Genomic DNA, 19,459 nt, shown 5'->3' with positions numbered 1-19,459 from the left:
TTTGCAAAGTCTACCATGTCCGATCTTCTGCTCGAACTCTTCTCCGAGGAAATACCGGCCCGGATGCAGGCTCAGGCCGCCGCCGACCTGAAGAAGCTCGTCACCGACGCGCTGGTCGAGCGCGGCCTGACCTATGAGGCGGCGGAAAGCTATGTCACGCCGCGCCGGCTGACCTTGAATATTGTCGGCCTGCCCGTGCGCCAGCCCGACCAGCGCGAGGAGAAGAAGGGCCCGCGCGTCGGCGCGCCCGAGGCCGCCGTGCAGGGCTTCTTGAAGAGCGCCGGGCTCGCGTCTTTGGATCAAGCCTGGATCGAAACGGACAAGAAGGGCGGCCAGTTTTATCTCGCCGTGATCGAGCGCGCGGGCGCGGCGACGCTCGACGTGCTGGCCGAGATCCTGCCCGCGATCATCCGGAACTTCCCCTGGCCCAAGGCCATGCGCTGGGGCGCGCATTCGGCCGAGCCGAATTGCCTGCGCTGGGTGCGTCCGCTGCACGCCATTGTCGCCACCTTCGGGCCAGAGACGGAAGAGCCGGAAATCGTCCCGTTCGAGATCGGCGGCATTAAGGCCGGCAACACCACCTACGGCCATCGCTTCATGGCGCCGCAGGCGATCAAGGTGCGCCGTTTTGACGATTATCTGACCGCGCTTGGCGCCGCCAAGGTCGTGCTCGACCCGGCGCGGCGGCGCGACATCATCCTCCATGACTGCAAGGACCTCGCCTTCGCGCAGGGGCTGGAGCTGGTCGAGGACGAAGGCCTGCTGCATGAGGTTGCCGGACTGGTCGAATGGCCGGTCGTGCTGATGGGCGAATTCGACGCGAGCTTTCTGGACATTCCGGGCGAAGTGATCCGCGCCACCATCCGCGCCAACCAGAAATGCTTTGTTCTGCGCGATCCCGAGACGGGCAAGCTGGCCAACAAGTTCCTGCTGGTGTCGAATGTGATCGCCAGCGACGGCGGCAAGGCCATCGCGGCCGGCAATGGCCGAGTCGTGCGCGCCCGCCTCTCGGACGCGCTCTATTTCTGGAAAACCGATCAGGGTCCGCTGCCGGACTATGCCGACAAGGGCAAGCCACTCGACCAGCGCCTCGCCAAACTGCGCGCGCTGAACATCGTGTTCCACCAGAAGCTGGGGACGCAGGGCGAGCGCGTGAACCGCATCATGGCTCTGGCGCGCGAAATGGCCCCGAAAGTGGGCGCCGATCCCGACCAGGCGGCGCGCGCGGCGGAACTGGCCAAGGCCGATCTGGTGACGGAAGTGGTCGGCGAATTCCCCGAAGTGCAGGGCCTGATGGGCCGCACCTATGCTGAACTGCAGGGCGAGGACGGCGCCGTCGCCGTCGCCATCGAGGATCATTACAAGCCGCAGGGCCCGAACGATCTGATCCCCGCTGCGCCAGTCAGCATTGCGGTCGCTTTGGCTGACAAGCTCGACACGCTGGTTGGGTTCTGGGCGATTGACGAAAAGCCGACCGGCTCGAAAGACCCGTTTGCACTGCGCCGCGCTGCGCTGGGCATGATCCGGATTATATTGGAAAACAATCTCCGCATTCGGTTAGGGCATGAAATCGGAAAAATGATTTTGCCCTACTTCGCCCAAGCGAAGGTACATGAGCTAGGCAACATCATTAAGGACATCAACTCATCTGCTGACGCAAGCCTTGCGTCAGCAGATGCCACACAACGGTTTTCGATGGAGACGCTGCGTGGTCACCGCGAGCGAACATTGGACCAAGGTCAAGAGGTTATCAATCGAGCGGCGGATTTGCTCACATTTTTTGCAGACCGCCTCAAAGTTTATCTCCGCGACCGCGGCGCGCGTCACGATTTGCTCGACGCGGTTTTCGCTTTGGGAGAAGATGACCTGGTCATGATCGTATCCCGCATCAATGCGTTGGAAAATTTCCTCAAGACCGAGGACGGCGCCAGCCTGCTCGCGGGCTACAAACGCGCGGGCAATATTCTCAAGGCCGAGGAAAAGAAGGACGGCGCCGGCGCCTTCGAAAAACATCCCGAAGCCAATCTGCGCATCGAGCATGAGGAGCATGTCCTGGCCGCCGCGCTCGACCGCGCCGAGCGCGAGGCCGGCGAGGCGCTGAAGGCCGAAGATTTCGAAGGCGCCATGCACGCGCTATCAAAACTCCGCGCGCCCGTGGACGGCTTTTTCGACAAGGTCACGGTCAATTCCGAAAACGCGGACCTGCGCCGCAACCGCCTGCAACTGCTGGCCCAACTGCGCCGCGCCATCCATCTGGTCGCGGATTTCTCCAAAATCGGCGGCGCGTAAGGCGGCCACCCCGATCGCCAGCTCCCTTCTCCCCTCGCGGGAGGAGGTGGCGCGAAGCGCCGGATGAGGGGGACGCGCCCTTGCCGCAAAAAGACACGTCCAATCTCCTCTCCCACGCCCGAAAAATGCGGCGCCAGCCGACCGACGCTGAAGCCGCACTCTGGCGCATTTTGCGCGCCCGCCGCCTGTCACAACTGAAATTCCGCCGGCAAGCGCCGATTCCGCCCTATATCGCGGATTTCGTCTGTTTCGCGCATCGCCTCATTGTTGAGGCGGACGGATCGCAACATGCGGAAAGCCTCCGCGACGCCAAGCGTGACGCGTTTCTGGAAAGCCAGGGTTTTCAGGTTCTGCGGTTTTGGAATGCCGATATTTTGGCACGTCCCCGAATGATTGAAGATACGGTTTTGGCGCGTTGCGGTTTGTTGGGGTGAGCGCCTTCCCCCTCATCCGGCGCTTCGCGCCACCTTCTCCCGCGAGGGGAGAAGGGCGCCAATGTCGCAAGCCGGGTGCGGCGCCCGGTCCCAAATCGAGACGTGCGCCGCACCGCCCCCGGTAACGCGCTCTCAAGGCTAACAGGCGATAACCATAAAACCTTTCGCGCGCTGTTGCGTCGTGACGGGCGTTTGTGAAGCGGCGCCGCCGCTCCGTTGTCGAGCATGGGAACGCGTATGCGGAAGGCGCGGCGTCAGGCGCATTTCAATTGGGCGATGGGCGTCGTTGCGCCCTGGGTCCTCGGCGCCGGCCTGCTGGCGGCCTCCATCGCCGACGCGGGGCAGGAAGTCCCCGCCGGCGCCTCGCTGGCGCCGCTCTCCTCGAAAAGCGCCGCCGTCTTTCCCGCCGATCTCGCCCCGCCGCCGCAATTTTTCGCGGCTTCATTCGGCGAACGCTCGGGGCGAGGGCTGCTGCGCGAGGCCCGTCTTATCATCGGCGGCCCGGACCAGCTTAACGGCCAGCCGGAAGAGGAAATCGAGCCGCGCCAGGATTTGAAGAAAGGCGCCGCCGCCTTTCCGGAGATCGACCGCCGCCACAAGGGCGACCCTGTCGTCGGCTTGCGCCCCACCATCGACGGACGACTGCGCCAGCAGGACGCGCTCACCCGGATGCGCAGCAATATCCTGACCTTCAGCCAGGACGAAAGCGGCCTGGCCTCGACCTTCACGCCCAGCGAGGGCGACGCGCCCGGCCCCGATTCCGTCGCCAGTTTTGAAGCGTGGCAGGATGGCGAAACGCCCGTGACCGAGCCAAGCGGCGGCGGCTCCTCGCCTTCCGCCGGCGCAGGGGCCCCCCTCACCATGCGCCCGGCGGCGCTGGCCGAGCGGATCGCCCAGGGCGCCAGTCCCGCCGTCCCGCGCGCCGCCGCTCTCGCCTCCAGCACGCCCTTCGCGGCGGATCAAACCCCCGTCGAGGCCAATCTCGCCTCGTTGGCGCCCACGAGGCGCGGACCGGCGGTCAAAATTGATGAAAAACGCGGTTATCTGGCTTTGCTGGCTCCGGAACGCGCGGATGCGGAAAAACGCTGCCTCGCCCAGGCCATCTATTTCGAGGCGCGCAGCGAACCTGTCGAGGGGCAGTCCGCCGTCGCGCAGGTCATTCTCAACCGCATGACGTCGGGGCTCTATCCCTCGACCATTTGCGGCGTGGTGTTCCAGAACCGCAGCCATTACCGCGCCTGCCAGTTCTCCTTCGCCTGCGAGGGCAAATCGCTGCGCATTACAGAGGGGGAGTCCTGGGCGCAGGCGACGCGCGTCGCCAATGAGGTGCTGGAAGGCAGGACGTGGCTCGCCGACGTCGGGGGCTCAACGCATTATCACGCAAATTATGTGCGACCGCGCTGGGCGCGGTCGCTCAAGAAGACCGACACAATCGGCCGGCATATTTTCTATCGTCTCAAATCCGGCTGATCATTCCGCCGGTTCGAGCTCGACGGTACGCGCGGCGGCAGGCGCCTGTTCCTGTTCGCGGCGGGGAGTCTCGCGCTCGATATCGGCCAGGCTTATCAGAACGCCGACGCCGAGCCTGTTCAAGGCGACGCGAAGCCCATTGGCGAATTCGACGCCATCCCGATACAGACCTTCCCGAAGATGAACGAAAGCGACTTTTTCGGCCTCGTTCACACCAAAAGTCTTCCGGGTTTCTTCCGACAGGTTTTCAAGAGTCAGACGGGCTCCGCAGCTGATGCAGACCGCGATCTCGCGATCCTCGGGGGCCACCAGGCCAATCGAACCGCTCGGGAAGCGCGAAGTGACATAGACCTCGCCTTCGCGCGCCGCCCGCGATTGATAGGATTCCAAAGAGTAATCACACATGGCGTTGCTCCATTTTCCTGAGCATCGCCTCGTCGCTTCGACGACATCGGCTTCTTCCAGCCGAGCTGCGTCCCGGATGTTTTCGGTCGGATCGCCTGGACGAGGCGCGCGGGCGACCGCCATTCGTTGTTCAACTAAAGCTGTATCGCGACGAAAAGTTCCGCGTCTTTTCGTCTCTTTTTTGAGCGGTTCCAAATATTTCGCTCCGGGCGCCGACGCCGCGCGGAAAAAGAAAAAGGCGCGCCGGTTCTCCGACGCGCCTGTCAGGCCTTAGTGGGGCGATCTCGCTTACATCACGACGACGCGGGCGCCCTTGCTGACGCGGCCGTAAAGGTCGATCACATCGGCGTTATGCATGCGGATGCAGCCGGACGACACCGCATGGCCGATCGAATTCGGCTCGTTGGTGCCGTGGATGCGGAACAAGGTGTCCTTGTTGCCCTGGAAGAGATAAAGCGCGCGGGCGCCGAGCGGATTGGCGAGGCTGCCGTCCATATGTTCCGGCAGGTCGGGGCGGCGCTCGAGCATTTCAGGCGGCGGCGTCCAGCCCGGCCAATAGGATTTGCGGCCGACCATGGCGTCGCCCTTCCAGGCGAAGCCCTGCTTGCCGACGCCGATGCTGTATTCCATCGCCTTGCCATCGCCCATCGAGAGGAAAAGCTTGCGCTTGGCCGTGCTGATGGTGATCGTGCCCGCCGGCTGGCCGGTCGTATCGGCGACTTCCTTCTGCGTCTTGAATTTGTAATTCACATCCGGATCGTAATTCACCGGAGTGGAGTAGTTCGGATCGGCGTCAGGCGGCAGCACGGCGCTGGCGGCCGCGCCAGAGACCGCTCCCGAGCGGCGATAGGCGCCGCCGTCGAGCAGGGAATTGCGTGAAGCGAGATCAACAACCGCGCCGCGATCGTCCTCCGGCAGGCGCTGGCGGGCGACCTGCGGACGGGGCTGCTGCGGTTCGGACTGCGGCTGGCCCCAGAACCACTGCTGCTCCTGGTGCGCCTGCTGCTGGGGCTGGGCCTGCTGCTGCTGGACCTGCTGCTGTGGCTGGCGCTGCCGCTGTTGTTGCTGCGCATTGGGCTTGGCGCGCTGCTGCGGCTGCGGCGCCGGGTCCGGCTGGGCGAACCAGAACAGCTGGGCCTGCGCCTGCGGCGCGGCCAGAAGCAGGCCGGCCAGCAGGGCGGTACGGAAATTCGATATCGGGGACATGGCGGTCCAATCCTCGCACGGGCGCCAAAGACTTGAGCATCATTTGGCCGCGCCGAAACAGCTCGATCTTATTTGCGAAACGCAACCGCCTTTGTAAAGGCTGTTCCTGCAAAGATAGACTGCTCCCGGCGCCTTCTGTGTCAGTAGTGTATCATGTTTTCAACACTGCGCAGGCGCCGCCAGCCCGCTCGATCGCCGTGCAGAGCGCCTGGGCGGCGCCACGGGTCTGGGCGGGAGCCCGCACACGCCAGAATCGGGCGAAGCCGCGCCCGGGCGCGCGCTTGCCGATCACCATCGGCTCGCCATCGCCCAAAAGCCCGGCGAATTGCCGATGCGCCCGCTGGTAAGCCGCCAGCGCCGCCCTTTTATTGAAGGAGCCGGCGAGCTGCACGCCCCAGGGCGCGGTGAGGGTCGAACCCGCGAATTGCTGCGGCTCGCGGGCGTTGATCGCCTCCGCCGTGGCGGCGCAGGTCGCCGGCTGCGCGAGTTCGGCGTCGAGCTTGGCGGCCGCCGCGCCGTCGCGCCAGTCCTCCGCCGCGTGGCGGGTGACGAGTTCGACATAGGTTTGAGTCTCGAAGGGCAGCCCCCCGCTGCCCGCGAGCCAGTTCGCGACCCGATTCGGCCCGCCATTATAAGCGGCCGCCGCCAGCCCAAGATTGCCGAAGCGCAGCCGCAATTCGGCGAGGAATTCGGCGGCCTTGGGAATGGCCTGTTCGGGGTCGAAGGGATCGCTTAGGCCGCGCTCCGCCGCCGTGCCGGGCATGAATTGGGCGATTCCCTGCGCGCCCGCAGGGCTGATGACGTGCGAGCGGAAGCTGCTCTCGCGCCAGATCAGCCGGGTGAGAAAGGCCGGCGGCAGCTTGTGCGCGGCGGCGGCCTGCTCGATCATCCGGCAGACTTCGCCGCGCAAGCCGCTCGAAGCCTGCCCCCCGGCCTGCCCCTCGGGCTGGCCGTCAACCGCCGCCAGGCCCGCGCTTGTCGCCAGCAAGGCGGCCGCGCCAATGCCGGACGCCATCTTTCGCATGCGCGAACGCAAAATTCGGCTTGCAGGCAAGGCCCCTGTCAAATGCGCTAAAAAAGGCCGATTTTGGGGACTTGATTTTCGCGCGTGAAAAACGTCCGGCGACGCCTTCGCGGCCGGCGTCTCGCGGCGCTTCTGTAAAAAGATTGGGCGTTTCATGGGCCTCGTACGTTTCGCCTTGCGCTTTCCGCATACGTTCTACGTACTCGCGGCGCTGATTGCGTTCCTTGGCGGCATCGCCATCAAGACCATGCCGGCGGATATTTTCCCTGAAATCCGTATCCCGGTCGTGACGGTGATCTGGCAATATACCGGCCTCAGCACCCCGGAAATGGAGCAGCGAGTCACCACTTACAGCCAGTTCGCCATCAGTTCCAATGTGAATGGCGTCAAGAATATGGAAGCGCAGACCCTCAATGGTCTGTCAGTCCAGAAAATCTACTTTCAGCCCGACGTCAATATCGACCTCGCCATTTCCCAGATCATCGCGGCGACCAATTTCATCCGCGTCCTGATGCCGCCAGGCATCCAGGCGCCGGTGGTGGTTCAGTTCAATGCCTCCAGCGTGCCGGTGCTCCAGCTCAGCCTCACCTCCGACTCCATGAGCGAGCAGCAGCTCTATGATTACGGCATCTATCGCGTGCGCCAGGGCCTCGCGCCGGTGCCAGGCGTCACTCTGCCAACGCCGTCGGGCGGCAAATATCGCCAGATCATGGTCGATATCGATCCCGACAAGCTTGCCGCGCGCGGCCTGACGCCCTCGGACGTGGTCACCGCCGTCAACGCCCAGAACCTGACCCTGCCCTCGGGAGCGGCCAAGCTCGGCGACACTCAATATGTTGTGCGCACCAATGCGACGCCCGCCAGCATCGCCGAGCTGAACGACATTCCGATCAAGACCGTCAATGGCGCGATGGTTTTCGTGCGCGACATCGGCCAGGTCCACGACGGCTGGCTGGTGCAGCAGAATGTGGTGCGAGAGGACGGCAAGCGCTCGGTGCTGCTCAGCGTCATCAAAAACGGCAACGCCTCGACGCTCGACGTTGTCAATGGTGTGCGCAACGCGCTCAAAACACTTCGCGCCGCCGCGCCGCCAGGCCTGAAGATCGGCGAATTGCTCGACCAGTCGGTCTTCGTCCGCGAGGCCGTCGACGGCGTGATCCGCGAAGGCCTGATCGCCGGCGCGCTGACCGCCGCGATGATTCTGCTGTTCCTGCGCTCCTGGCGCTCGACCCTTGTGGTGATGGTCTCGATCCCGCTGTCGATCCTGGCCTCGCTGGTCGTGCTCTCGGCGCTTGGCCATACGCTCAACACCATGACGCTCGGCGGCCTCGCGCTCGCGGTCGGCATTCTGGTCGACGATTCCACCGTCACCATCGAGAACACCCATCGCCTGCTGACCGAAGAGAAAAAGCCCCTGCCCTACGCCACGCTGCATGGCGCGGCGGGCATCGCTGTGCCGACGCTGGTCTCCACCATCGCCATCTGCTGCGTCTTTACCTCGGTGGTGTTCCTCGACGGCCCGGCGAAATTCCTGTTCACGCCGCTCGGCCTCGCCGTGGTCTTCGCCATGCTGGCGTCCTACGCCTTGTCGCGCACGCTGACGCCAATCATGATTGGACTGCTGCTGCGTCACGAGAAGCATGACGACGAAGATCCGAGCGGCTTTTTCGGGCGTATCAGCGCCGGATTCGAGCGTGGTTTCGAACATATGCGCGAAAGCTATGTCGAGCTGCTGCAATCCCTGCTCGCCCATCGCGTCGTCATTCCAGTGGTGATTGTCGTCATTCTCGGCCTTGCCGGACTCATGTTCTCGCTGGTCGGGCGCGATTTCTTCCCGCTGATCGACGGCGGCCAGATCCAGCTTCACGTCCGCGCGCCCGCCGCGACCCGCATCGAGGCGACCGAAGCTTTGTTCCAGCAGGTCGAGGACAAGATACGCGAAATCATCCCCGAGAAGGACCGCGAGCGCATCGTCGACAATATCGGACTGCCCGCGCGCTCTTATAATCTGGCCTTTACCGACGGATCGACCATTGGCGTCAATGACGGCGTGATCGTCGTCGCCCTGAAGGAAGGCCACGCGCCGACACAGGACTATATCAACAAGCTGCGCCTCGCCCTGCGTCAGGACTTCCCGCAGGCCATGTTCTATTTCCAGGCCGCCGACATGGTGACGCAGATCCTCAATTTCGGCCTGCCGGCGCAGATCGACATTCGCACCGTCGGCTATGACCGCGCCAATAATCTCGCTGTCGCCAAGGAGATCAGGGACCGTCTCGGCGCCGCGCCCGGCTTCGCCGATGTCCATCTGCAACAGGAGACCGATGCGCCTTCACTGCTGGCCTCGATCGACCGGGCGCGCGCCCAGCAACTCGGCCTGAACGCCAACACGATTGCGACCAATCTCAATATCGCGCTCAGCTCCTCGGTGCAGGTGTCACCGAATTTCTGGACCGATCCGAGCTCAGGCATTCCCTATTTCTTCGCCGTCCAGGCGCCGGAGCGGCGCATCGCATCGCTGGACGACATCAAGAACATTCCGGTCTCCGCGTCGCTCAATGGAAATGGCGGCGCGCCCGTGCCTGGGCTGATGTCCAATGTCGCCACCTTCACGCGCGGCGCCACTCCGACCAACGCTAATCAGAGCAACATCCAGCCGGTCTATGAGATCTACGCCAGCCTGCAGGGGATCGACCTCGGGACCGCCTCGCGCGAGATTGACAAGGTCGTCGCCGAGCTGACCCCCAAACTCAAGCCCGGCAACCGCATCGAGGTGGTCGGGCAGATCCAGTCGATGCGGGATTCCTTCCGCAATCTCGGCATCGGCCTGCTTTTCGCCGCCGTGCTGGTCTATTTCCTGATGGTGGTGAATTATCAGAACTTCGGCGATCCGCTGGTGGTCATTCTGGCTCTGCCAGCGACGTTTTGCGGTATCCTGACCATGCTCTTCGTCACCGGCTCGACCCTGAATGTGCCGTCCCTGATGGGCGCGATCATGGCGGTCGGCGTGGCCTCGGCCAATTCGATCCTGCTCGTCACTTTTGCGCGCGAGCAGCAGCTTGACGGCGCCACTTCTTTTCAGGCTGCGGTCCAGGCCGGCCATACCCGTATCCGCCCGGTGCTGATGACTGCGGCGGCCATGATCGTCGGCATGATTCCCATGGCGATCGGCGGCCCCGGCGAGGAGCAGAATGCGGTTCTCGCCCGTGCGGTGATCGGCGGCCTGCTGTTCGCCACGCCGACGACGCTGCTGATCGTACCCTATCTCTTTGCAGTCCTGCGCCGCGGCAATGATGGCAAGCCCGCGCATGGCGTCTTCCCGGAGGCGGAACTCGTATGAACGAAGTCTGGAAAAGCCCGCCCAAGAACGACGATCCTGAGCAACATGAGGCCCATGGCGCCCAAAAGGCCCATCAGCCGCATGAGGGTCATGAAACGCATGAGGCCCACGGCGAGTTCGGCTGCTCATGGCGTCCGCCGGACCCGGCCGCTTGCGACCTGAAACGCGCGCAGGCGCGCGCCCGCCAGCGCCGGCGTTTCGGCCTGTGGCTCGGCGCGGCCCTCGTCGTTGGCCTCGGCTGGGGCCTGTGGCAGAACCGCGCCGCAAGGCTGGCGGCCGAGGAGGCCAAAAGCCAGTTCCAGGATGTGATTCCGCTCGTCCGCGTCGCGCAGATCGCGCCCGGCGCCGCTTTCATTCCGGTCAAGCTGCCGGGCGCCACTCTCGCCCATGCGTCCGCAGATATTTACGCCCGCGCCAATGGCTATGTCGAAAAGCGCAATGTCGATATCGGCTCCCACGTCAAGGCGGGCGACGTGCTCGCGGTGCTCGCCGCGCCGGAACTCGATCATCAGATCGCGCAGGCCGAGGCGGCTATCGCCCAGGCCAAGGCCGACGTGCGCCAGAACGACGCCAACGCCAAGCTCGCCGCGACGACCAACGCCCGCAGCGCGGCGCTGGTGCGGCAGGGCTGGGTCACCGCCCAGCAGGGCGACATCGACCGGCTGACCGAGGAAGCGAAAAACGCCGCGCTCGGCGCCTCGAAAGCCAATGACACGGCTCTGACCAACGCGGAACGCGTGCTGAAGCAGCAGAGGGATTATCTCACCCTCGTCGCGCCCTTCGACGGCGTCATCACACAGCGCGGCATCGACGTCGGCTCGCTCGTCCAGACCGGCGCGACCTTCATGTTCAACCTGCAAAACACCGATACGCTGCGCGTCCAGGTCTTTGTTCCGCAGGATCAGGCCTTCGGTCTGGAGCCCGGCGTCGAAGTGGCGGTGCGCATTCCGGAAATGCCCGATCGCGTTTTCCCCGGCAAGGTCGCCCGCATTTCGGAATCGCTTCAGCAGGGCACCCGCACGCTACTGGCGGAAGCCGATGTTCCCAATCCGGACGGCATGCTGAAAGCCGGAGTCTATTGCCAGGTCGAATTGAAGATTCCGCGCAAGACCCCGGCGGTGAATATCCCCGCCGACGCGCTTATCTTCAACCGCAACGGCACGCAGGTCGCGGTGGTTGAGGATGGCGTGGCGCATCTGCGCAAAATCGTCGTCGCGCGGGATTTCGGAACCTCGATCGAGACTTCTTCGGGCCTCCAGCCCGGCGACAAGGTGATCCTCTATCCCGCCGCCGATCTCGCCGACGGACAGAAGGTCAAGATCGCCGAACCCGCGCCGAAATGATCATTCCGCAGCCTGGACCCGCCGCGCCGCAGCCCGGCGCGCGGCCAAGTCTGCAGCCGGATTTGCGGCCAGAGACGCAGGCTGTTCGGCGGCGGCGTCGCGGCGCGCGGCGACAGCGTTGAAATAGCGCCGCGCCGGCTTTTCCACGAAGCGGAAGGTGAGGCTCGACATCAGCAGCACTGCGCCGAGATAGGCCGCGATCACGACGCCGACCATCAGCGGCCCTTGCTGATAGAGCCCCGCGACATAAGCGCCGTTGTCAGCGCCGGGAACGGCGTGGAGGCCGAGCCATCCCTTCTTGCCGGCCATCGAGGCGAGCCGCCCGAACACATGCATCAGCAGGAAGTAGTGCACCAGATAGAGCGAATAGGACCATTCGCCGATGGCGTGCAGCGGCGGCGTCAGCAGCAGGCGTGAGAACGGCCCCTTTTCATGGGCATAAACCAGCGTGAGAAGGCTGAACAGAACCGGCATGATGGCGAAGAGCCAAAACCACGGCAGGTAGATCACCAGCGCCAGCGTGACAAAGGTCATGACGACTTCGCCAAGCGCGATCCCGTTGTCGGAGAGACGGGCGAAGGGATCGAGGCCGCCAACGCGAAGGCGCTGCGCCAGCACGCCGCAGAAGAAGCCATAGATGCAGCGCAGCAGGCCGAAGTCATAGCTCATCGCGGCATGGCTATCGCGCGTCGCCCAGATCGTGCCGACGCAGCCGGCGACGGCCAAAGCAGCCATGATCCATGTCTTCCGGCGCAATACGTCGCCGGCGCCCGTTTCGGCGCCTTCTGGCCGCCGCAGCGGCAGGATCATGATCACGCAGAACAGCAAGTTGACGTAGAATTCGACGCTGATGCTCCAGGCCGGAAAATTCCAGGTCAGCCGGTCATGCACGCCCAGCGCCTGGATCAGCAGAAGATTGGACGCCAGCGCGGAGAGCGAATTCTCATTGGTGAAGGGCTGGGCCAGCATGGCGACGCCGTGGCGCGCGGCGAACCATTTCGCGGCCTCCAGCGCCACGAACAGCATCAGCATGAAGAAATGCAGCGGATACATGCGGCCGAAGCGGCGAATGGCGAAGGACCAGCCGCCGCCTTTGAGCGCCAGCTTGTCGAAAAAGGCGTGGGCGAGCACGAAGCCGGACAGCACGAAGAAAAAATCGACGAAGGCGAAGGCGTGGCCGATCGACTGCGGCGAGGGAACCTTCATGAACTCGTAAAGATGGAACAGGGCGACGGTGAGGGCGCAGAGGCCGCGCAAACCGTCAAGGGCGTGAAATCGCATCTTTCGCTCCACAAAAACCATTTCGCCTTGACCGCGACTCGTCGCGGTCAAGGAAATGCTGGCGCTCAGGCCCCGGCCAATTCCCCTGCCTCGGCTTCTTCCGGTCCCTCGTCGCGCTCCGGCGCCGCCGCCGCGCCGCCGCGCAACTTGCGCATGGCCGCGAAGGCGAGCCGTCCGCGCCAGCCCGCGCGCACGGAATAAAAGCCCTCGGCGGCGATCATTTCCGGCCGGAAACGCGTCTTCGAGCGATCGACGCCCGACGACAGATTGACGAGGGCGACCCCGTTTTCATGCGCCCATTGCAGCGTCTCGGCCATCAGGGTCGTCATGATGCTGTAGGGGCCGAAATCGGGGTCGTAGCCGGAAAAATAGAGATAGAGCTGATCGCCGAAGGCGAAGCCGAGACGCGCGGCGACGATCTGGCCCGCGACGCGGATCTGGAAGATGCGCATGTCGCCGGCGCCGGCCATTTGCGCGCAATAATCATTGAGGAAGGCGCGCTCCGCCTCGCCCGCGAAGACATCGGGATGGCGCGCGACATCGGTCAGGGCGGCGCGCCGCGAATGCAGATCGTAAAAGGCCGCGAGGCCCTGCGCGGTTTCTTCCGGCGTCGTCGCCACGCGGAATTCAATCTCGACGCCAGCGGCGTTCAGATCGTTGCGGCTCTTGCGCAAATGCTTGCGCGTCTTCTTCGGCAGGGCGCCGTGGAAGGCGTCCCAGCTTTCGCGCATGATGAGGCAGGAATCGATATCTTCCAGCGCCGGCTGGCGCTCGCCCTGCGCGGTTGCGCAGGCGCCCGGCGCCATGCCGCGCCATTGCACGAGATCATGCCCCTTGCGCGAGCGGAAAAAAGTCGCCAGCGCGACGCCAACATCGGACAGATGTTCGCGCGCGCAGACCGGGCCGCGCAATTGCGTCACATAAGGATCGGCGCCGAAGAACTGCAACTCGCGCACAAGAGCCGGGCCATAGCCGGGACGCCGCGTGAGCATCATCGGCGCGACCGCGTGCAGCGCGCCATCCGCGCCGCGCAGGGTCACGACCTGCATCTCGTGGCGGCAGGCGAGGCTGCGCCGGGCGCCGAAGTGACGCCACCAGGTCAATTGCCACAGCGGGGATTTCGACGGCGTGCGCAGCGACGTCCGCGCAAGCAGCGCGCTCCATTCCGGCGCGAGGGCCTGAAGCGCATCAAGACTTTCGATGGTGTCGATTTCAAGCATGGAGCCGGTCCAGAATTTTGGCGAAGGTCTTCAGGGCGAAGAAATCGACCGGGCCATGCTCGCGGCGGTAGCGGGCGTGGATGGCGCGATAGGAGGAATCGATCAGCGGCTGGCGGTCCGGCAGCCGCATCAGCGACGGGCCGATGCGGTAATGGATCGAGGTGCGGTCCAGCACATAGGCGCCGGAATGACGGATCGCCCGCGCGTAAAAATCCACGTCCTCCGCCAGCGACGGCTGGGGATCGAACCCGCCAATCGCCTCGACGCAGCTCTTGCGCACCATGCCGGCGCTGCAAATGAGCAGGGTCCGCTGGAAGAACATGGCCGCAGAAAAGCCCAGCTTCGGCCCCAGCTGGCCATAGCGCCGCGCGCGGCGATGGGCCGTCTCGAAATAGTCGCGCTCGGACGCCACGTCGATGTCGCCGAAGGGCTCGACCTTGCCGAACACGACGCCAATATCCGGGCGCTGCTTGAAGACGTCGAGAGCCTCTGCGTAATAGCCCTCGGGCGCGAGATCGTCGTCGTCGAGGAAATGGATGATGTCGGCGCGGGCCTGTTTGAAGCCGAAATTGCGGACAACGGCAGGCCGCCCGCCGGAGGGCGACGGCGAGCGCATATAGATCACGCCCCGGTCGGCGAACGGCCGCACGGCCTCTTCGGCGCTGCCTTCGGGGCAATCGTCGATCACGAGGATTTCGCAGCTTGCGCCCTTCTGGGCGAGGACGCTCTCGATCGCCTCGACGAGAGGTCCGGGACGACGGTAAGTCGGGATGATGACGGAAATATCGGGGGCCATGAACGCGTTTGCTCCACCGAAATGCATATTTCGGGATTTCAGCGAGACTAGGCGGCGCGTGGTTAACGAAATATTACTTCTGTAATATAAAAGTCGTTAATATTGACGATTTTGCGTATAATTTTACCAAAACCGATCGTAACCCTAACAGAATTTTCTTCTCCACGGAAAAATTATGGTAAACGCGAGCCCGCGGCTCGGGCGCGACGGCCTCAAAACATGACCGCCCGCCCGAATTCGGGCGGGCGGCATTGGCATTGCCTGAGTTTTCATCAAAAGCCCTCAGACTTCAGTCTTCCGAGCCGGGACAGAGCCGGCCCGCGCGGCCAAGCGAGACGCAGGCCGGTTCCGCTTCGCGCGGCTGCGGGCAGGATGCGCCGGCGCGCCCCAGATGCACGCAGCCGTCGTCCTGCCCCGCCGCCCAGAATGGCGGGCGGTGCGGCGCGGATCGCAACAGTCCCAAAAGGCTCAAGGCGCAAACAAGGATCGCGATCTCCAACGCCCGGCGGAAAGCGCGCCGACGCGCGATCGCACTCCGATCGAAATGGCTTTCGCCGTCCTCACGCAGAAATCCGGCCAACATGGCGCCCTCCCGCGTCAATGGTCTGAATGACGGAATTTCTAGCGCAGACGCGCGCAAAGGCGCCATTCGAAACCGGGGCCACGAATATAAGGGCCGCATAGGGACGAATTGGCCTCAGAGATCGAAAGCCTGCCCCAATTCAGGCAGGACGACATCCGCATCGCCTGTCTTCGCCGCGAAAGCCTTCATGGCCTCTTCCTCGCCATGAACGAGGAAGGTTCGGCGCGGATTGGCTGTCTTGCGCCACGCCAGCAGTTCGGCCTGATCGGCATGGGCTGAGAAACCGTTGATGGTGTAGATATGGGCGCGAACAGGCACGTTTTCGCCGAAAATCATGACATGCCGCGCGCCGTCAACGATCTGGCGCGCCAGGGTGCCTTTCGCGGCAAAGCCGACGAAGATCACGCTGGAATCTGGACGGCCGAGATTGCGGCGCAGATGATGGCGCACCCGCCCGCCCGTGCACATGCCCGAGCCGGCGAGAATGACCGCGCCGCCGGAAATCGAATTGAGCGCGATGGACTCCGCTGTCTCCCGGCAGAAATGCAGGCCGGGCGGGCCGAAGGGGTCGATGCGCTCCGCGAACAGCCGCGCCGTCTCCGCCCCATAGCATTCGGGATGTTTGCGGAAAATCTCCGTGGCCGAGATCGCCATCGGCGAATCCAGAAAGACCTGAATGGAGGGCGCCAATTTGTTCTGCTCCACGCCCTCGCGCAGGAAGAACAGCACATCCTGCGTACGCTCCAAAGCGAAGGTCGGGATGATCACATTGCCGCCGCGCTGGAACGCCTCGTTGAGCGCCAGATAGAATTCCTCCAGCGTCGCCGGAAGCGAACGATGCAGACGGTCGCCATAGGTCGTCTCCATAATCGCGACATCGACATTTTCCGGCGGATCGGGATCGCGCAGCAGCGCCCCGCCATAATTGCCGATGTCTCCCGAAAACAGAATTTTTCGCGCGCCGCCCTCATCGGCTTCGATCAGCACGCTCGCCGAACCCAGAATATGGCCCGCGTCAAAAAAGGTCGCGCGCAGGCCCGGCGCCAGCTCGATCACCTTGCGATAGGCGGCGACGCGGCCGAAACGGTCGAACACATCCATGGCGTCGAGCAGGGAAAACAGCGGTTCGACCGGCCCATTCGCCGCGCCGCGCCGCTCATGCGGGCGGGAGCGGAATCGCGCTTCCTCTTCCTGCAAATGCGCGGCGTCGAGCAGCACCACCCGCGCCAGCTCGCGCGTCGCCGCCGTAGCGATAATCTCGCCGGAAAAGCCGCGCCGCGTGAGCAAGGGCAGTCGTCCGCAATGGTCGAGATGGGCGTGAGTCAGCAGGACGGTGTCGATCTTCGCCGCATCGAAGCCGAAGTCTCGCGCATTGTCCTCCTCGATCTGCCGGCCGCCCTGATAGAGGCCGCAATCGATCAGGATCGTCCGGCCTGCCGCCTCCAGCATGTGGCAGGAGCCGGTGACGCCGCGATCGGCGCCGTGGAAGGACAATTTCATCGCGTCGGCTCCCGGCAAAAAGGCAGAGGCGGATCGCCTCGATCCGCTGTTTTCAAGCTATCTGCGCCTTGCGCTCCCAGGCGATCAGCGACTCGTAGATCTCCGGCGCCGTTTCCGCGAACCAGAACAGACCCCGGTCCTCGACATCGATCACGCCCTCGGCGACGAGGAAATCGAAATCCACCGCCTGGCGCCAGAAGTCCACGCCGACCAGCACGATGGGAATGGGCTTCATCACGCGCGTCTGCACGAGGTTCAGCACTTCGAACAGCTCGTCCAGCGTGCCATAGCCGCCCGGAAAGGCCACCAAAGCCCGCGCGCGCTGCATGAAATGGAGTTTGCGCAGGGCGAAATAGTGAAACTGGAAGCAAAGCGCCGGCGTGACATAGGGGTTTGGATATTGCTCGTGCGGCAGCGCGATATTGAGTCCGATGGTCTCGGCGCCGGCGTCGAAGGCGCCGCGATTGGCCGCCTCCATGATCCCCGGCCCGCCGCCGGTCATCACCAGGGTCGTGGGACGCCCGTCTCCATCATTGGCCGCGCCGATCAGCCGCCCCAGTTCGCGCGCGACATCATAATAGCGGCTCGCGGCGACGATGCGTTCGGCGACGTCGAGCCGTGCGGCGAGGTCGGGCGCGGCCTGCGGCCCCCCGGCGGCGGCGAGGCGCGCGCAGGCCTCGTCGGCGCGGCGGCGCGCCTCGGCCGGCTCGCAGATGCGCGTGCCGCCAAAGACGACGATGGCCCGCTCGACGCCATGCCTCTGCAAGGCCAGTTCCGGCTTGAGATAATCCAGCAGCAGGCGCAGACCCCGCGTGTCGTCGCTTTGCAGGAAATCCGGGTCCGCGCTGGCGACACGATAGGACGGCGAGGCGATGATCCGGCCCACGCGCTCCGGCGCCTCCGGGTCTTCGCGCGAGGGCTTGGGCTGCTGGCAGGGCAAGGGCTCGCGCCGCGCCAGCGGCGCCGTGGGGACGGGAATTGCGGGATCGTTGTCAGTTTCGTCCGGGATTTCGGTCAAGGTCGCGACTCGCTTGGCGGACGGGAGCGCCGCGCTTATCAATATAGGCACATTACGCGAATATCGCTCGGGGCGCGCGGCCTCGGCGAGTCCCCGCCCTCCTGATCGTCGAAACATCCATGCTGAAATTCGGATCAACACATTTCCGGGGCGATGTCGAAGTTCCCCTCGACGCGGAGAAAATTCCGCCGGAGGTGAACTGGATCGACGCCATCTGTCCCACGGCGGAGGAAATCGCCTTCGTCGAGGGCAAACTCGGCATCAAGGTTCCGACGCTGGAGCGGCTGTCGGAAATCGAAACCTCCAGCCGGCTTTATACCGACCGCGGCCATCTCTTCATGTCCACGCCGATGATCGTGCACGCCGAGCGCGGGCTGGCGAGGACCTCGCCACTCGGCTTCGTGCTCGGGCGGGAATTTACCTTGTCGATCCGCTTCGACCGCATGAAGCCCTGCGACGACCTGCACACGGCCCGGGTCTATGAAAATGGCCGCGGCGCCAGCGGGCCCAACGCCTTCATCATGCTGATCGAGAGCATCATCGATTCCATCGCCGACGAACTGGAGCGGGTGACCGCCGACCTCGACGCCTTGTCCCAGACCATTTTCGAGCAGGGCAAAGGCGGCGACGGCGACATGAAGCGCGACAACACCGTCATGAAGCGCTCGCTCGGCGCCATTTCCGGCAATGGCTATCTCACCGCCAAGGCCTCGGACACCTTGCTCGGCATTTCGCGCATGCTGGCCTTCGTCTCGGGCGAGGCGAAATATTTTCTTTCCGCCGAGGAAAGCTCCAAGCTCAAGGCCCAGGGCCGCGACGTCGCCTCGCTGATCGATTATGCGCGCTCCCAGAACGACCGGCTGCAAATGCTGCTCGACGCCGCTTTGGGCCTGACCAATATCGAGCAGAACAATATCTTCCGCCTGCTGACGGTGGTTTCGGTCGTCGGCATTCCGCCGACGCTGGTGGCCAGCATGTATGGCATGAACTTCAAGAACATGCCGGAGCTGGACTGGGCCTGGGGCTATCAATGGGGCCTCGGGCTGATCCTGTGCAGCGCGCTCATCCCCGCGCTCTGGTTCAAGCGGCGCGGCTGGTGGTGAGCCGCCGGAAAAATTCTTCAAAAAAGTTTTGAACCTTTCGCGCGGTCGCGACGACCCATGGATGCAAGGCCGATGAGATGGCCTCCAACCTGGGAGTTACGACAATGACCGCCACTTCTTCTTTCGCTCGCAAGACCATCAGCGCCCTGCTCGTCGCCGGCGCCCTCGCCGCCACTTCGCTCGTCGGCGCCTCCAGCGCGCAGGCTTTCCCGTTCCACCCGCACCCCCATTTCCATCATCACTGGGGTCCGGGCTGGGGTCCGGGAATCGGTCTTGGCCTCGCCGCCGGAGCCATCGGCGCCGCCGTCGCCTATGACGCTTACGCCGCCCCCGGCTATTGCCACCTGGAACGCCGCTTCGGCCCCTATGGCGAATATCTCGGCCGCGTCCGGGTCTGCGAATGAACGCAGATGAAAGAGCCGCGAAAAGGCGGCGGGCTCTGGTGAG

General features: G+C 64.4%; 16 protein-coding genes. 7 read left to right on the top strand and 9 right to left on the bottom strand.

Translation table 11 applies throughout. The features are described 5' to 3' along the window. Nucleotides 1–15: 15 nt before the first annotated feature. From glyS to QZ409_RS08165, 3 genes are all read left to right on the top strand, one after another. Nucleotides 16–2,289 (top strand): glycine--tRNA ligase subunit beta, encoded by a 2,274-nt coding sequence (gene glyS / locus QZ409_RS08175; protein WP_296709199.1) that lies wholly within the window; start codon nucleotides 16–18, stop codon nucleotides 2,287–2,289. Nucleotides 2,290–2,369: 80 nt separating this feature from the next. Then, nucleotides 2,370–2,723, top strand: coding sequence for a DUF559 domain-containing protein (locus tag QZ409_RS08170; protein ID WP_296709197.1), 354 nt, complete (start codon nucleotides 2,370–2,372; stop codon nucleotides 2,721–2,723). Between the two features lie 237 nt (nucleotides 2,724–2,960). Next, a complete protein-coding gene (locus QZ409_RS08165; RefSeq protein ID WP_296709195.1) occupies nucleotides 2,961–4,193 on the top strand; it encodes a cell wall hydrolase in 1,233 nt (410 codons plus the stop codon). Here the strand turns inward: QZ409_RS08165 and QZ409_RS08160 are convergent, their stop codons facing one another. From QZ409_RS08160 to QZ409_RS08150, 3 genes are all read right to left on the bottom strand, one after another. Beyond that, nucleotides 4,194–4,598 carry a hypothetical protein gene (locus QZ409_RS08160; RefSeq protein WP_296709193.1) on the bottom strand — a complete coding sequence of 135 codons (405 nt, stop codon included), beginning with the start codon at nucleotides 4,596–4,598 and terminating at the stop codon, nucleotides 4,194–4,196. Between the two features lie 288 nt (nucleotides 4,599–4,886). Beyond that, nucleotides 4,887–5,804 carry a L,D-transpeptidase gene (locus tag QZ409_RS08155; RefSeq protein WP_296709191.1) on the bottom strand — a complete coding sequence of 306 codons (918 nt, stop codon included), beginning with the start codon at nucleotides 5,802–5,804 and terminating at the stop codon, nucleotides 4,887–4,889. Nucleotides 5,805–5,955: 151 nt separating this feature from the next. Further along, on the bottom strand, nucleotides 5,956–6,828 hold the full coding sequence (locus QZ409_RS08150; protein WP_296709190.1) for a transglycosylase SLT domain-containing protein: 873 nt from the start codon (nucleotides 6,826–6,828) through the stop codon (nucleotides 5,956–5,958). Nucleotides 6,829–6,982: 154 nt separating this feature from the next. Here QZ409_RS08150 and QZ409_RS08145 point away from each other — a divergent pair, with 154 nt between their 5' ends. Together QZ409_RS08145 and QZ409_RS08140 are read left to right on the top strand one after the other, a co-directional pair. After that, nucleotides 6,983–10,168: an efflux RND transporter permease subunit gene (locus QZ409_RS08145; RefSeq protein WP_296709189.1), complete on the top strand. Its 3,186-nt coding sequence runs from the start codon at nucleotides 6,983–6,985 to the stop codon at nucleotides 10,166–10,168. Beyond that, nucleotides 10,165–11,511 (top strand): efflux RND transporter periplasmic adaptor subunit, encoded by a 1,347-nt coding sequence (locus tag QZ409_RS08140; protein WP_296709188.1) that lies wholly within the window; start codon nucleotides 10,165–10,167, stop codon nucleotides 11,509–11,511. The genes QZ409_RS08145 and QZ409_RS08140 overlap by 4 nt, the downstream gene beginning before the upstream one ends. On the opposite strand, the gene QZ409_RS08135 is transcribed toward QZ409_RS08140, so the two are convergent. The 6 genes from QZ409_RS08135 to QZ409_RS08110 all read right to left on the bottom strand — a co-directional run bounded on the left by QZ409_RS08135 (nucleotide 11,512) and on the right by QZ409_RS08110 (nucleotide 17,909). Next, the gene (locus QZ409_RS08135; protein ID WP_296709187.1) at nucleotides 11,512–12,792 is read right to left on the bottom strand and encodes an acyltransferase; all 1,281 of its coding nucleotides are present in this window, start codon (nucleotides 12,790–12,792) and stop codon (nucleotides 11,512–11,514) included. Nucleotides 12,793–12,857: 65 nt separating this feature from the next. Continuing rightward, a complete protein-coding gene (locus QZ409_RS08130) occupies nucleotides 12,858–14,012 on the bottom strand; it encodes a GNAT family N-acetyltransferase (RefSeq protein ID WP_296709186.1) in 1,155 nt (384 codons plus the stop codon). After that, nucleotides 14,005–14,808 carry a glycosyltransferase family 2 protein gene (locus tag QZ409_RS08125; RefSeq protein WP_296709183.1) on the bottom strand — a complete coding sequence of 268 codons (804 nt, stop codon included), beginning with the start codon at nucleotides 14,806–14,808 and terminating at the stop codon, nucleotides 14,005–14,007. Before QZ409_RS08125 ends, QZ409_RS08130 begins: the two co-directional genes overlap by 8 nt. Before the next feature lie 289 nt (nucleotides 14,809–15,097). Continuing rightward, nucleotides 15,098–15,391 (bottom strand): hypothetical protein, encoded by a 294-nt coding sequence (locus tag QZ409_RS08120; RefSeq protein WP_296709181.1) that lies wholly within the window; start codon nucleotides 15,389–15,391, stop codon nucleotides 15,098–15,100. A 114-nt stretch (nucleotides 15,392–15,505) separates the two neighbouring features. Next, nucleotides 15,506–16,891, bottom strand: coding sequence for an MBL fold metallo-hydrolase (locus QZ409_RS08115; protein WP_296709179.1), 1,386 nt, complete (start codon nucleotides 16,889–16,891; stop codon nucleotides 15,506–15,508). A gap of 52 nt (nucleotides 16,892–16,943) precedes the next feature. Then, nucleotides 16,944–17,909, bottom strand: coding sequence for a TIGR00730 family Rossman fold protein (locus tag QZ409_RS08110; RefSeq protein WP_296709178.1), 966 nt, complete (start codon nucleotides 17,907–17,909; stop codon nucleotides 16,944–16,946). Nucleotides 17,910–18,028: 119 nt separating this feature from the next. Between QZ409_RS08110 and QZ409_RS08105 the strand changes: the two genes are divergently transcribed. Both QZ409_RS08105 and QZ409_RS08100 read left to right on the top strand, forming a co-directional pair. Further along, on the top strand, nucleotides 18,029–19,012 hold the full coding sequence (locus QZ409_RS08105) for a magnesium transporter CorA family protein (protein WP_296709177.1): 984 nt from the start codon (nucleotides 18,029–18,031) through the stop codon (nucleotides 19,010–19,012). 104 nt (nucleotides 19,013–19,116) lie between these two features. Next, the gene (locus QZ409_RS08100; RefSeq protein WP_296709175.1) at nucleotides 19,117–19,416 is read left to right on the top strand and encodes a hypothetical protein; all 300 of its coding nucleotides are present in this window, start codon (nucleotides 19,117–19,119) and stop codon (nucleotides 19,414–19,416) included. Nucleotides 19,417–19,459 lie beyond the last annotated feature (43 nt).

Origin of the sequence: Rhodoblastus sp., assembly GCF_019449565.1 — a bacterium.
Taxonomy (GTDB): Bacteria; Pseudomonadota; Alphaproteobacteria; order Rhizobiales; family Beijerinckiaceae; genus Rhodoblastus.
Note: the sequence above shows the minus strand (reverse complement) of the source record. Positions and strands in the feature narration are given on the sequence as shown.

Bases quoted from the DNA above. Each gene is read 5' to 3' on its own strand.
- glyS (WP_296709199.1), top strand. From the start codon at position 16: ATGTCCGATCTTCTGCTCGAACTCTTCTCCGAGGAAATACCGGCCCGG.
- QZ409_RS08165 (WP_296709195.1), top strand. From the start codon at position 2,961: ATGCGGAAGGCGCGGCGTCAGGCGCATTTCAATTGGGCGATGGGCGTC.
- QZ409_RS08160 (WP_296709193.1), bottom strand. From the start codon at position 4,598: ATGTGTGATTACTCTTTGGAATCCTATCAATCGCGGGCGGCGCGCGAA.
- QZ409_RS08155 (WP_296709191.1), bottom strand. From the start codon at position 5,804: ATGTCCCCGATATCGAATTTCCGTACCGCCCTGCTGGCCGGCCTGCTT.
- QZ409_RS08150 (WP_296709190.1), bottom strand. From the start codon at position 6,828: ATGCGAAAGATGGCGTCCGGCATTGGCGCGGCCGCCTTGCTGGCGACA.
- QZ409_RS08145 (WP_296709189.1), top strand. From the start codon at position 6,983: ATGGGCCTCGTACGTTTCGCCTTGCGCTTTCCGCATACGTTCTACGTA.
- QZ409_RS08140 (WP_296709188.1), top strand. From the start codon at position 10,165: ATGAACGAAGTCTGGAAAAGCCCGCCCAAGAACGACGATCCTGAGCAA.
- QZ409_RS08135 (WP_296709187.1), bottom strand. From the start codon at position 12,792: ATGCGATTTCACGCCCTTGACGGTTTGCGCGGCCTCTGCGCCCTCACC.
- QZ409_RS08130 (WP_296709186.1), bottom strand. From the start codon at position 14,012: ATGCTTGAAATCGACACCATCGAAAGTCTTGATGCGCTTCAGGCCCTC.
- QZ409_RS08125 (WP_296709183.1), bottom strand. From the start codon at position 14,808: ATGGCCCCCGATATTTCCGTCATCATCCCGACTTACCGTCGTCCCGGA.
- QZ409_RS08120 (WP_296709181.1), bottom strand. From the start codon at position 15,391: ATGTTGGCCGGATTTCTGCGTGAGGACGGCGAAAGCCATTTCGATCGG.
- QZ409_RS08115 (WP_296709179.1), bottom strand. From the start codon at position 16,891: ATGAAATTGTCCTTCCACGGCGCCGATCGCGGCGTCACCGGCTCCTGC.
- QZ409_RS08105 (WP_296709177.1), top strand. From the start codon at position 18,029: ATGCTGAAATTCGGATCAACACATTTCCGGGGCGATGTCGAAGTTCCC.
- QZ409_RS08100 (WP_296709175.1), top strand. From the start codon at position 19,117: ATGACCGCCACTTCTTCTTTCGCTCGCAAGACCATCAGCGCCCTGCTC.